The sequence below is a fragment of the Flavobacterium sp. N502536 genome, assembly GCF_025947345.1.
In the GTDB taxonomy this organism is placed as follows: Bacteria; Bacteroidota; Bacteroidia; order Flavobacteriales; family Flavobacteriaceae; genus Flavobacterium.
Genome location: NZ_CP110011.1, coordinates 86,909 through 101,896, shown reverse-complemented (window position 1 = coordinate 101,896; position 14,988 = coordinate 86,909). Strand labels below are relative to the sequence as shown.

Annotated in this window: 5 protein-coding genes; all 5 read left to right on the top strand. The window is 36.9% G+C overall.

Features of this window, described 5'->3' with window-relative positions; translation table 11 throughout:
* Nucleotides 1–243: 243 nt before the first annotated feature.
* The 5 genes from OLM61_RS00380 (at nt 244) to OLM61_RS00360 (ending at nt 14,627) form a co-directional block, all read left to right on the top strand.
* A complete protein-coding gene (locus OLM61_RS00380; protein ID WP_264524576.1) occupies nt 244–3,282 on the top strand; it encodes a SusC/RagA family TonB-linked outer membrane protein in 3,039 nt (1,012 codons plus the stop codon).
* Between the two features lie 12 nt (nt 3,283–3,294).
* Nucleotides 3,295–4,875 carry a RagB/SusD family nutrient uptake outer membrane protein gene (locus tag OLM61_RS00375; protein ID WP_264524575.1) on the top strand — a complete coding sequence of 527 codons (1,581 nt, stop codon included), beginning with the start codon at nt 3,295–3,297 and terminating at the stop codon, nt 4,873–4,875.
* A gap of 117 nt (nt 4,876–4,992) precedes the next feature.
* Nucleotides 4,993–6,930, top strand: coding sequence for a glucosamine-6-phosphate deaminase (gene nagB / locus OLM61_RS00370; RefSeq protein ID WP_264524574.1), 1,938 nt, complete (start codon nt 4,993–4,995; stop codon nt 6,928–6,930).
* A 155-nt stretch (nt 6,931–7,085) separates the two neighbouring features.
* Nucleotides 7,086–9,152, top strand: a complete 2,067-nt coding sequence (locus OLM61_RS00365) for a beta-N-acetylhexosaminidase (protein WP_264524573.1) — start codon at nt 7,086–7,088, stop codon at nt 9,150–9,152.
* Nucleotides 9,153–9,647: 495 nt separating this feature from the next.
* A complete protein-coding gene (locus OLM61_RS00360) occupies nt 9,648–14,627 on the top strand; it encodes a glycosyl hydrolase family 18 protein (RefSeq protein ID WP_264524572.1) in 4,980 nt (1,659 codons plus the stop codon).
* The last annotated feature ends 361 nt before the right edge of the window (nt 14,628–14,988 follow it).

Below are 14,988 nucleotides of genomic sequence, written 5' to 3'. Positions count from 1 at the left end.
TTGTAATTGTGATTAAAATGTTAATGATTGTTAAACGATTGTACCTAAAAAGCTCTTTTTTTTGTGGTAAATATTTATTTTGTTATAAAATTTTATAGGATATTGCCTAGAAAACGTTTTCGAATCGCATATTATTGATTGTTTTATGTCGTTTGTTTAAAATTTTGTGCTGTTTGTATAAATTATTTTTTTTAACAATCCCTTAAGAATAATTTTACCCTATAACTAACAAAATAAATAAACATGAAAAAAATTTTCTTAATCTTTATGATTGCTTTTACGGCGCAAGTTTCGCTTGCTCAGGTAAAAAATGTCAAAGGTGTGATTACAGATTCTGATGGATTGCCATTGCCAGGAGCATCAGTTGCAGTAGAAGGAGGTCAAAAGGGGGCTACTACCGATTTTGACGGACTATACGCAATCGAGGTGCAAAAAGGACAGACTTTAGTTTTTACTTATGTAGGTCTTGAAACACAAAAAATAGTTGTAGGTGATGCTGCTACAATTAATGTAAAAATGATACAAGCGGCTTCTAATGCTTTAAATGAAGTAGTGGTTACTTCATTAGGTATTAAGAAAACAAGAAAATCTTTGACTTATGCCGCTCAGGAACTTAAAGGAGAAGAGCTAACACGTGTAAGAGATGCCAACGTTATCAATACAATTGCAGGTAAAATTGCCGGTGTTGCTGTAACTAGAAGTTCAGGAGGTACTGGTGGATCTACAAAAGTAGTTATCCGTGGAAATTCATCTGTTGTGAATAGCCAGCCATTATATGTTATTGATGGTATTCCGATATTGAGCCCTGGTACAGCTGGTCAGCCAACTGAATCATTTGGAAGTTTGTCAGGAGGTAATCGTGACGGTGGTGATGTTGTTTCTTTAGTTAATCCTGATGATTACGATGGAATGACAGTTCTTAAAGGTGCAGCTGCTTCTGTATTGTATGGATCTCAGGGAGCAAATGGAGTAATTTTACTTTCTTCTAAAAAAGCTAAAACTGGGAAAGCAAATATTACTGCTTCTTCAGTAACTACTTTTGAATCGGCAGCTTATTTGCCTAAATTTCAATCCGATTACGTTGCATTAAAAGGAGCAACAGAAACATGGGGAGCAAAACAAAAAACGGATGATCATGTTAAAGATTTCTTTAATACAGGAGTTACTCAAATTAGTTCAGTAGGGTACTCGACTGCTAATGAAAATTCGTCTACTGCATTTTCTTATGCTAACACTTCTTCTTCTGGAATTACTCCGGGAAATAGTTTAAAGAAAAATAACTTTGGAGTTCGTCAAACCGCTAAGTTTTTTGGAGATAAATTGACTTTTGCTGCAAATGCAAATTATACTTCTCAGTCAATTGCAAACAAACCGGTAAATGGTCTTTATTTTAATGCACTTACGGGTGTTTATTTAATGCCAAGAGGAAATGACTTTAATTTCTATAAAGATAATTTCGAAGTTTTTGATCCAACAAGAAATTTGATGGCTCAAAATTGGGTATCTAATGTAGATTTTATGCAAAATCCATATTGGGTAATAAACAGAAATAAATCAGAAGATAAGAATGATTTTTTTAACGGGTCTTTAGCTTTAACTTATAAAGCAACTAATTGGTTAAGTATTGCCAGCAGATATAGTTATAATAGAGCATCAAGTGAGTTTGATAAATTTATTTATGCAACGACTCAGGGAGCCTTATCTCATGTAAATGGTAGATATTACCATGAAAATTCTTTAAGTACACAACGTTATGCCGATTTAATCGCAACGATAAATACAAAAATCGGTTCAGATTTCACATTCAATGCAAACATTGGAACCAGTGTAAGAAATACATTGATCAATCAAAGAACCGTTCTGGATTCTGGAGTTGGTGGAGGTTTACAATATGCAAACTGGTTTACATTGCATAATTTTAATAACAATGCTGAAAATTATCAGTTAATTGAATCCAACAAAGAAATTCAATCCATATTTGCAGCAACAACTTTTGGTTATAAAGATATGTTGTTCTTAGATCTAACAGGTAGAAAAGACTGGTCTTCTACTTTAGTGAATACAGATGAAGGAGGATATTTTTATCCATCAGTTGGTTTAACAGGTATTATTAGTGAGATGACTACTTTACCGGAATTTATTAACTATGGTAAAGTTCGTGCAGCTTATGCTAGAGCTGGTAATGATGTCGCTCCTTTTATAACGTCTCCTACAAACTATTTTCCACAAGGAAGCGGTACAAAATACAATCCAATTGTTGCACCAAAAACAGGTACAAGTTTGAAACCTGAGTTAAAAACAGAATACGAGCTAGGAACGGAATGGAGATTGTTTAATAATAGATTAGGATTTGAGTTTTCTTACTATCATTCAGAAACTAAGAATCAGTATTTACAAGTAGTGGCTCCGATTGGAAACGTACAAGGTGTTGATTTTTACGGAATTAATGCAGGTAGTATAGAGAACAAAGGTATAGAGGTTGTTTTAAATGCAGGAATCGTTAGAGGAGATAAATTCTCTTGGGATGCAGCTGTGAACTATTCTCATAACAGAAATAAAGTAAAAGAAATTCCTACTGAATTAGGAGGTAGAATTAACCTTACCAATGCTGGTGTAAACAGTTACAGATATGCATTAATTGAAGGAAAACCATTTGGAGTTATTGAAGGAATCAATATTAAGAAAGATGCGCAAGGCAGACCATTGTTAAACGATGATGGGACTATTCAAAAAACTGGTTTTGAGGAAGTAGGTAATTCTAATCCTGATTTTATGTTAGGTCTTTCTAACTCATTTAAATTCGGATCTTTCTTTGCAAGTGTATTAATTGATGGTCGTTTTGGAGGTGATGTAATGAGTTTAACAGAAGCAGTAAACGATATTAATGGAGTTTCGAAAGCATCTGGAGATGCCAGAAATGCTGGAGGTGTTAATATTAACGGAGTGAGAGCAAGCGACGGTGTTGCTGTTCCTACAATGAGTGCTGAGTCTTATTACAAACAAGTTGGAGGTAGACAAGGAATTAGTGGAGAGTATGTTTATAGTGCAACAAATGTAAACGTTAGAGAGGTTTCAATTGGATACAATTTTAATCCAAAAGCATTACCTTTTATCCAGGCAGCCAGTATCTCTTTAATCGCCAGAAACTTATTTTTTATATACAAAGATGCTCCTTTTGATCCAAACATTGCATTAAGTACAGGTCAAGGTCTACAAGGTGTTGATATCTATGGTTTACCTTCTACCAGAAGTATCGGTCTTAATTTAAATGTAACTTTCTAAAAAATTAAAAAGATGAAACTAAATAGAATAATAAAAGCAACAACAATCTGTGCTTCGTTACTTACGGTGGTTGCGTGTACAGATAATTTTGAGGACATAAATACGAATCCAAATGGTATCACACCAGAGCTTTTTGAGCAGGATTTTAATCATATTAAAGGTGGATTTTCTCCGATGTTTAATAACATCCAGGTTTTAACTCCGCCAGATATTTATCAATTGCAACAAGGATTAAATAGCGATGTTTGGTCCGGTTATATGGCAACTCCTCATCCTTTTGGGAATTTAAATAATACGACTTACTATCTTCTTGATAACTGGAATGGTACTTGTTGGGAGACTGCTTATAAGAATATAATGTATAATGCCAATGATATTGCCAACAAAGCAAAAGGAAAATACGATCAGTTTTACGCCTTGTCTTTGATTTTAAAAGTAGAAGGAATGCATAGGCTTACAGATACTTATGGGCCTATTATTTACTCTAAGTTTGGTACTCTGGAGACTACTATTCCATATGACTCACAAGAAGAAGTGTATACTCAAATGTTTAGTGAACTGGATTTTGCAGTGGCAGAATTAACTAAAAGAGTGGATGCTGGTGAGGTTAGTGTTTTTACAGGAACTGATATATCTGACTATAAAGGTGACTATAAAGCTTGGGTAAAATTTGCTAATACGTTGCGTTTGAGATTAGCTATGCGTGTTGTAAAAGTTAAACCAGATTTGGCTAAGACTCAGGCTGAAAAAGCTGTGGCACACAAATTTGGGGTTTTCACTACAAATGCAGATTTGTTCAAAATTGTATCTCCTGTTTATACTAATCCAATTCAAACTATAAGCAATGGATGGGGAGATATTGCGATGTCTGCTGATATGGAATCTATTTTAAAAGGATACAATGATCCAAGATTACCGGTTTATTTTGAGACTTCAACGGAATTTCCAGGTCAGTATAAAGGTATACGTACAGGTATAGCTATGGCTTCAAAAAGTGATCACGAGAATTTTTCGCGAGTTGGATCAGTGATTAAAACGAAAGAAATAACACTAATGACTACAGCGGAGGCTTATTTTTTAAGAGCTGAAGGAGCTTTGAGAGGTTGGAATATGGCTGGAGATGCTAAATCATTATATGAAGCAGGTATTCAGGCGTCATTTGATCAAAGAGGAGTTTCTGGTGCGGCGGCTTATACAGCAAACAATATTGGTACTGCTGTAGCTTATGTCGATCCTAAGTTCCCGGAAAACAATGCAGCACCATTAAACAATGTGACTGTTGCCTGGGATGCGGCAGCAACTAATGAGGTAAAACTACAAAAAATTGTTACTCAAAAATGGATTGCCGGTTTCCCGGAAGGACAAGAAGCTTGGTCTGATTACAGAAGAACAGGATATCCTAAACTTTTTAAAGTACTTAAAAATTATAGTGGAGGTACAATTTCTACAGATCTTGGTGTGAGAAGAATCAATTTTGTTGTTGCTGAGAAAGCAGGTAACAAAGGTGGTTACGAGACAGGACTTGCCAAATTAGGAGGACCAGACAATGGTGGAACCAGACTTTGGTGGGATGTTAATGCTCCAAATTTCTAAAAAAAATAAATCCAAGAAGTAAAAGAATTTAAGTTTGGTTAGTAAATGGTATAAGTGACGCAAGTTGCTTATACCATTTCAAAAACCAAAATTGTAATTATTATAAAAAGAAAAGAAATGAAAAGTGCTTTAGAAATAAAACCTGATATCAGCTATAAAAGCGCGGGGAAGTTTGAAGAGACACGATTTGAAAAAATCCACAATGAAATCTTCAGGAATTCTGCAGAAGCTTCGGTAATTGTAGCACAGGAAATCGCGCAATTGATCCGATCGAAACAAGAAAAGAATAAATCTTGCGTATTAGGTTTGGCTACTGGTTCTTCTCCTATAAAAGTTTATGAAGAATTGGTGAGAATGCACAGAGAAGAAGGCTTAAGTTTTAGCAATGTGATCACTTTTAATCTGGATGAATACTATCCGATGAGCAAAGAGAACAATCAGAGCTATCATTATTTCATGCACCAGCATCTTTTTAATCATATTGATATCAGACCTGAGAATGTAAATATTCCTGACGGAACCGTTGCTATTGAAGAACTCAATCAGTATTGCATCGACTACGAAATGAATATTAAAAATGCCGGAGGTCTTGATTTTCAATTATTAGGAATTGGTCGTACAGGTCACGTAGGTTTCAACGAACCGGGATCCCATATCAACTCCGGAACCAGAATCATTACACTTGATCACATTACAAGAGTCGACGCTTCTTCTGATTTTAATGGTATCGACAACGTTCCTAAAAGAGCGATTACGATGGGAGTTTCGACCATCATGAGATCAAAGCGAATTGTATTGATGGCCTGGGGACAAAACAAAGCCGATATTATCAAGAGAACTATTCAGGGCGATATCAGTTCAGAAGTTCCGGCTACTTTTTTACAGAATCATGCCAATGCTACATTTGTATTAGACCAGTCAGCAGCTTCAGAATTAACGCGTTTCAAAACGCCATGGTTAGTGGGTGAATGCATCTGGACACAGGAATTAAAAAGCAAAGCGATTGTTTGGTTGTGCCAAAAAACAAAACAGTCTATTTTAAAATTAACAGACAGAGATTACAACAACAACGGAATGTCTGATCTTTTGGCGCAGGAAGGTTCTGCTTACGATTTGAACATCAATATGTTCAACGTTTTGCAGCATACCATCACAGGATGGCCGGGTGGAAAACCCAATACCGACGATTCGCATCGTCCGGAAAGAGCCAATCCGGCAAAAAAACGAGTGATTCTTTTTAGTCCGCATCCCGATGATGATGTGATTTCTATGGGAGGAACTTTTTCAAAATTGATAAAACAAGGTCACGATGTACATGTAGTATATCAAACCTCCGGAAATATAGCGGTTACAGACGATGAGGCATTAAAATTTGCCGAAGTGGCTAAAGATTTTCTTGGCGATGCTGCCTCGGGAATTAACTTTAAAGCTGTAATTGAATTTTTGAATAACAAATCTGAAAATCAAATTGATTCTTTGGAAGTTCGCAAATTAAAAGGACTTATCCGAAGAAGAGAATCGTACGCGGCAACCAGATACATTGGTTTAAAAGATGAGAACACCCACTTTTTAGATCTGCCGTTTTATGAAACCGGACAGGTGAAGAAAAATCCATTGGGAGCTGAAGACATAGCGATTGTAAAAGATATCATTGCACAAATACAACCCCATCAGGTATTTGCGGCAGGAGATCTGGCCGATCCGCATGGTACACATGAAGTTTGTCTGAATGCCATCTTTGCAGCGATGAAGGAATTAAAACCACAAAAGTACATGGACGACTGCTGGTTGTGGCTTTACCGAGGTGCATGGCACGAATGGGACATTCACGAAATTGACATGGCCGTTCCGCTTTCTCCTTCAGAAGTATTATTAAAACGTCACGCCATTTTGTACCATCAGTCTCAAAAAGACAGGGTAATGTTCCAGGGTAATGACTCCAGAGAATTCTGGGTAAGAGCCGAAGACCGTAACAAAAATACAGCCGTTTTATACGATGAATTAGGATTGGCAGAATATGAAGCTATTGAAGCTTTTAAACGTTTTGATTATTAAAATTAGGTTATAAGATTCGGGTGAGAGCGGATCGCATTGCAAAATTCAGATTGATTTCATGAGGAGTGAGGATTCAATCGAAATCATTCTGAGTTTTGTTTCTTTTATTTATTATTAATGTTGTCTCAGGCAACATCTTTCCAAAAACATTACAAATGAAATATTTATTAGTCCTACTATTAGCGGGTGTGACAGCTAGTGCTCAGGTTCAAAAAGAGCAGCTAAACCTTATGCCTTGGCCTCAAAGTGTTGTTTTAAACGATGGTAACTTTACTTTAACTAAAAATTTTAAAGTAAACATTACCGGAAATCCTAATGCCCGAATTTTTGGAGGAGTAACACGCTTTTTGCGTCGATTGGATGGTAGAACAGGTATTTTTTTCGAACAGGGATTTATTACCAAATTGAATGAAGTTCCCACAGCCGAGCTTCAAATCAATTGTTCCAAGAGCGGAAAAATTGGTTTGTATGAAGACGAAAGCTATCATTTGGAGATCAAACAAAACAAAATTACAATAAATGCAACAAGTGATTTAGGAGCGTTACACGGTCTGGAAACCTTATTGCAAATTATGCAGAATAACAACAACTCTTTTTACTTTCCGGTATCAAAAGTTTCCGATTTTCCGAGATTTACCTGGAGAGGTTTGATGGTCGATGCTGCCAGACATTTTCAGCCGGTAGACGTGATCAAAAGAAATATTGATGCTTTGGCGGCTATGAAAATGAATGTCCTTCACTGGCATTTAGTAGACGATCAGGGGTGGAGAATTGAAATGAAAAAACATCCAAAACTAATTGAAAAAGCTTCGGATGGAATGTATTACACACAAGAGGAAATTAAAAATATCGTAAAATATGCTGATGAGCGCGGTATTTTGATCGTTCCGGAAATAGATGTTCCTGGTCATGCATCTGCAATACTTACGGCTTATCCGGAAATCGGAAGCAAAGTGATTACACTGACAGGAGGAACTTCTGAAAAAAATATTCAGGGAACCGCAATTGCGACCTATGGAATTGAAAGAAATGCGGGTATTTTTTCGCCAACATTAGATCCTTCAAATCCTAAAACCTATCAACTATTAAGTGAACTTTTTGATGAGGTGTGCCCTTTATTTCCGGGAGCTTATTTTCATATCGGAGGAGATGAGAATGAAGGGAAAGACTGGGATTCAAATCCAAAAATTCAGGAATTCAAGAAGAAAAATAATCTGACTACGAATCATGAATTACAGACCTATTTTACCATGAAATTAATTCCGATGCTTAAAAAACATGGGAAACAGTTAATGGGCTGGGAAGAAATTCTGACCAAGAACATGTCAAAAGATGCCATTATTCATGCGTGGAGAGGCCCTAATGAAGGAGTAGTAGCAGGTCAGTCCTTAATTGAATCAGTAAAAAAAGGCTATAAAACAGTGATGTCCAATGGCTATTATGTCGATTTGTTGTATCCGGTGGCAAGTCATTATTTAAATGATCCAATGCCAAAAGGAGCCAACTTAACCGCCGAAGAAAAAGCGAGAGTATTAGGTGGTGAAGCAACAATGTGGAGCGAACTTGTATCGCCAGCAACAATCGATTCAAGACTTTGGCCAAGAACAGCTGCAATTGCTGAAAGACTTTGGTCGGCTGAAGACATTACAGATTTGGCCAGCATGCGCAAACGTCTTGATGTCGTTTCGTTCAGACTGGAAGAACTAGGAATAACACACCTTCGCAATAAGGATGTTATTTTAAGAAACATTTCGAACAATCAGAAGATTGATTTTGTAGAAGAATTTACAAACGTTTGCGAGCCCTTAAAAGGTTATAAAAGAAACAAAGGAGGGACGGAATATCAAATGTATTCTCCGCTTACCCTTTTTGCAGATGCCTGTACACCGGATGCCAAAGACTCTTTAGCTTTTGATGCTGCTGTAGCAGAATATTTAGCGAGTAAAACTCCGGAGAATAAAGCAAAGGTAGCAGCATTTTTTAACAAATGGATCGCTGTAAACAAAGGGTTGGTTGAATTGAGTGCCAATGCGCCACTGATACAGCATATACTACCGTTGTCTAAAAAATTGAATGATGCATCGCAGGAATTATTACTTGTTTTAGACAATAAATCAACTTTAAAAGGAGAGGATCTGAAAAATTTAATCGAGCAGATTAACAGTAAAGATCACGCCGATGTTGAATTATCAGTGTATGAAAGTTTTAAAAAATTAATTTAAAGATTTGTTTGAGTTAGTATTTAGTAAGTTTTTTTACCACGTTATTTAGTAAATTATTGTCTCTGCCAGAGGCTTCTGGCAGAGGTAATTATGGTGATTTAGACGGTCTTTTTAACTTAAAACCAATTCGTAATAAAAAAAAAATAACCATCAAAAATAGTATTAACATTTAAAAACCAAATAAGACGCATAAAACAAAACATGACAAAAAGTAAAGTATTTTAGATTGATGAATCCCAAATTTATCTTCTGTGTTTAAACTAATTTTTTTAAAAATTAAATAAATATCAGTCACTACTATTCACAAATGATTATGGCTAGAATCAGTAATAGTAATATTTATTTTTAGAAGTAATGAATTAAAAATCCAGTGTATCGCGATGTTTTTTATTCGCGCTGTATTGAACCCCGGTTATCGTATTTATTTGCCGCATTTTGGCAGGTAAGGTATTGTAATTGGAATATTTATTTTCTATTAACCAATATTTATTAACTATGAAACATTATTACAGATTACTCTTTTTGTTACTGTTTCCCTTGCTTGCGTCGGCCCAACCAGCCCACGGTAAAAAAGTAGTAGGGTATTATGCGCAATGGGCTATTTACGCCCGGGATTTCAATGTTCCCAAGATAGACGGGAGCAAATTGACCCATTTGAATTATTCTTTTTACGGGACAACTTTTGACCCCGCCCGTCCGGAGAATACTAAATTAAAATGTTTGGATACCTATGCTGATTTTGAGCATACGGAAGGCGGAATTCCATGGGATGCCCCTGTAAAAGGGAACTTTTATGACTTGAAGAAGTTAAAAGAAAAGTATCCTCACTTGAAAATTTTAATCTCTGTTGGAGGATGGACCAAAGGTCAGGATCTTTCTCCAATTGCCGCAAGTCCTGTGGCAAGAGCTGCTCTGGCTGCAGATATGGCAAACTTCATTGTTACTTACCCGTTTATTGACGGATTCGACATCGACTGGGAATATCCTGTAAAAGGAGGAACAGACGGTACCGAAATAGTCAACGGATCTCCTGTACCTGCACAGAAACATCATCCGGATGATAATAAAAACTTAGTGTTTTTGTTAAAAGCAATGCGTCAGGCTATGCCTAATAAATTAATTACCATTGCAGCGGGAAATAACGTTAGAGATGTTAAAATTCAATACGTAGGACCTAATACCAAAGCGCAGTACGGAATGACCGATGATATTTCGACTTATTGCGATTATATTACCTATTTCGGATATGATTTTGGAGGTAACTGGTACGATAAAACCTGCTATAATGCTCCTTTGTATGCCAGTGGAAACCCAAATGATCCACTTTATGGTGCTACACAATCTGAATCATTGGATGAACTAACCAATCAGTATCTTAATGTGATCGGTTTTCCTCCTAGTAAACTAATTATGGGATTGCCATTTTATGGTAAAATATTCAAAAATGTAGCGGTTAACTCCACTAATGGATTGTTTGTGGCTGCACCAAGAAATACTTCACCGGGCTGTACGAATCCGCAACCGCCTGCAGGAACCTGGGATGGCGCCGGGGCATGTGAGCGATCCGGAAGTATCGAAATTTGTGACTTAGTGGGTAATCCGGTTACCAATCCGCATCCTTATTTGGATCCGAATACGATGATGGTGACACCAACAGCGGCTGCTGCCGGTTGGGTTAGATATTTTGACAATACCACAAAAGTTCCTTACTTATATAATAATACTACCAAGGAGTTTATCACGTATGAAGATAAACAATCAATGGATCTTAAAGTACAATACATTAAGTCCAAAAGTCTTGGAGGAGGTATGATTTGGGAAGTTTCTCAGGATACCAGAGGAAGTATTCCAAATTCGTTATTGACTCAGGTGGATACTTCATTTGGAAGCATTTTGCCAGAAACGGTTAGTATTGGAGGTTCCGTGAAAAATGGAACTACTTTGGTAACTAACGTTACTGTGGAGGTTAAAAACGCAACTAATGTAGTTTTACAAAGTGTAGTGTCTCCAACGGGTAATTTTACATTCTATAATTTACCTAAAAATCAGAATTATACGCTTACAGCAACAAAAGCTGCTTTTAATTTTACAGCAGTTAGTTTAACAAACGTTGCTGCTGATCAAACCGGAGTTGTGATCCAAGGAACACAACCTTTGTATACGGTAAGCGGAACGGTTTTAAGTAATGCCACACCAGCTGTACCAGTTTCAGGAGTTACGGTTACAGCCACTTCCGGTACAACAGTTTTAACAGCTGTTTCTAATGCAAGTGGAGTATATAGTGTTACAGGTTTAACAGCAGGACTTGACTTTACCGTTACAGCTGCCAAAACTGGTTTTCTATATGCACCTGCTTCAACACTATACACTGCAATAAACAGCAATAAAACGTTGAATTTTACACAAGGTGATGCAATTGTATACTATACCGTTAGCGGTACTATTTTAAACGGAACCACAGCGGCTTCAGGAGTTACTGTTACCGCAACTTCTGCGGGAGCGCCTGTTTCTGCAACTTCTAATGCAAGTGGTTTTTACACATTAAGTCTGCCATCTGGTGCAAATTATACAGTAACGGCTGCCGCTGCTGGAAAAACGTATACTCCGGCTTCAACAGTTTATAATAACTTAATAGCCGATAAAACTTTAAATTTTGCTGAATTTAATGTTGGAACAAATAAAATCAGCGGAACCGTTAAAAATGGTTCAGTTCCGGTTTCAGGAGCGAAAGTTGAATTAATTGTACCGTGGACGGATAACGCACATGGATGGAAAAGTGTTATCGCGACAACTGATGCTCAGGGAAATTACAGCTTTGCTAATTCAGTGATAGACGGTTATGCCATCATATCAAGTTTGAAATTGAATAGCTGGCAGAATAACGAGGTGGTTTATTTACCATCCAATCTGGCCAACTTTGCAGTTCCTGCAACACCTACAGTTTATAACTTCAATACAACTGCTACTGCAAGAACGTCGTCTTATACGATGAACGGCAGAGTTTTAAACGGAACCAATCCAGTATCGGGTGCTGTAGTTTCGGCAGTTTCGGGAGCAACAACTTTAACTGCTGTGACCGATTCAAATGGAGCTTATTCTTTTGCAAACCTGGCTTCAGGAGCAGATTATAAAGTAACAGCTGCCAAAACAAATCTAACGTTTGCTCCGGCATCAGCAGTTTCAACAACGGCTTCCGGTGCCAGAACACTTGATTTCGCACAAAATTTGGCCAGTACAAATCTAATTAGCGGAACCGTTAAAAATGGTTCAGTTCCGGTTTCAGGAGCGAAAGTAGAATTAGTTGTGCCTTGGACCGATAATACACACGGATGGAAAAGTGTTATCGCAACAACAGATGCTCAGGGGAACTTTTCTTATGACAATTCAGTTGTAGCAGGTTATGCACAAGTTTTAAGTTTAAAATTGAATGGATGGGAGAATAACGGAACAAATTATTACCCAAACAATCTGGTAAATTTTGCGATGCCAACGACACCACAGGTTTATAACTTTAATACTCAGGCGACAGTTGTAACTAAACCAGTAGTTGCCATTACAGCGCCAACAACTCCGACGATTGCTATAAATTTAGGATCCGCAATTAATTTTGTGGCTAGTGTTGGATTAAGTGCTGCAGATGCTACTACAATCTCATCAGTTGCCTTTAGTATAAATGGACAAAGCCTGAGTGCTACCAATTCTTCTGGAACTTATACTGCGACTTGGACACCAGTAGCCAATCAGTTTTCGCTTAGTCATACCTTAACGGTTACGGCTACTGCGTCAAACGGTACAACAGATACAAAAACATATAATTTTGTATTAAACTGTTCAGGTGCCAACTGCCCGAATACATTGCCTGTAGTGACCTGGAATTCACCATCTAATACTACTATAACTCAGCCTACTTTCCAGGTTGTTCCAATTTCGGTTACAGCTGTTGATAGTGACGGATCGGTTTCAGGTGTAACGATTACAATAAATGGAGGTACATTCAACATGACAGCAGGTACAAATAATACCTATACGTATAATTTTACACCAGCTGCTTATCAGGATTATCCGATTGTAATCAAAGCGACCGATAATAAATTAGGGGTAACTACATTAAACAATACCATTAAAATTACTCAGGTAGGAACTAGATTCGTTCCGCTTCCAGCAGGGAAAATTATTTTAGGATATGCACATTCCTGGGAAAATGGTTCTGCTCCATTTTTATATTTTTCTCAAATAGTGGGAAGTAAATTTAACGTAGTGGATTATGCTTTCGTAGAAACCGTTAATCGTGATGGTTATACGCCAGTATTAACTACAAATGATACCAGATATTTGACCAATGGAGTTTTCAATAAACAATTATTGAAAAATGATATAAAATCCTTAAGAGATAGCGGCGTTCCTGTTATTGTTTCTATTGGAGGTCAAAATGGTCATGTTGTTTTGGAGAATGTAAATCAAAAAAACATTTTTGTTAATGGTCTGAAAGCAATCATTGATGAGTATCAATTTGATGGAGTTGATATTGATTTTGAAGGCGGATCGATGAATTTTAGTGCAGGAGGTTTAAGAGATATTTCGTATGCGGGTATTTCTGCTTATCCAAGATTGAAAAACGTAGTAGATGCTTTCAAAGAATTAAAAGCGCACTATGGTCCTGGATTTTTATTAACTGCAGCTCCTGAAACACAATACGTACAAGGAGGATATTCTACCTATAATGACACTTTTGGTTCGTTCCTGCCAATCATTCAAAACTTACGTAATGAATTGGATTTGTTAGCCGTACAATTGTATAACACAGGAGGAGAAAACGGATTAGATGGTCAGTACTATGGTTCAGCTAAGAGAGCAAACATGGTAACAGCTCTAACGGATATGGTAATAAAAGGACACACCATTGGTACTACAGGAATGCGTTATGACGGTTTACCAGCCTCAAAAGTTCTTATCGCATTACCAGCTTGTCCAAGTGCAGCAGGTAGCGGTTTTATAACGCCGGCTGAAGGAATTAATGCGATGCATTATCTAAGAACAGGAACTACTTTTTCAGGAAGAACCTACACCATGCAGCCAGGCGGACCATATCCTTCTTTAAGAGGTTTAATGACTTGGTCTGTAAACTGGGATTTCTCTTCTTGTGGTAATTCAGCTGAATTGTCTAAAGCGTATGCAGCTTATTTTGCAGGACTGACCGCAGCAAGAGCATTGCCTGAAGGAATCGAAACGAAAAGCAGTACAGTAGCTTATTTTAAAAACGATGCATTAGCCGTTTCCAGTGAAACTGGAGATATCGCTCAGGTAGAGGTTTTCAATACTATTGGACAGCCATTAGTGCGTCATAGAAACATTCAGAATAATAAAGAAGTACTGCTTCAGGATGTAAACTTTTCGAGCAAACAATTGTTTATCGTTGTAGTAACAGACAAAGCAGGAAATAAAAAATCATTCAAAGTAATGAACTTTTTGAACTAAAGGACAGTACTGAAGAATGAAAAATACAGAAATAGAATATTGGAATGGTTAAAATTGAGTTTGGTTATTTATTTTTTAATCTAAGTTTTATTTCGAATAAATGCATCGAATTCAGGTGATTTGTTATTTGGTTTTCACCTGAAGGAGAGCATTATGAACCTGACAGTTTTTGCTGTCAGGTTTTTTTTTGTTTAAAATGATTTAATGGTAATGTTGCGATAAAGAACACAGATAGAACGGATTTTAAAAATCAGTGTAAATCCGCGTTTTCGTGAAACGAATCTGTCCCATCCGCGTCAAAACCTTTAAAAAAAACTTTGCGAACATTGCGAGAACCTTGCGTCTTTGCGGTAAAACAAAA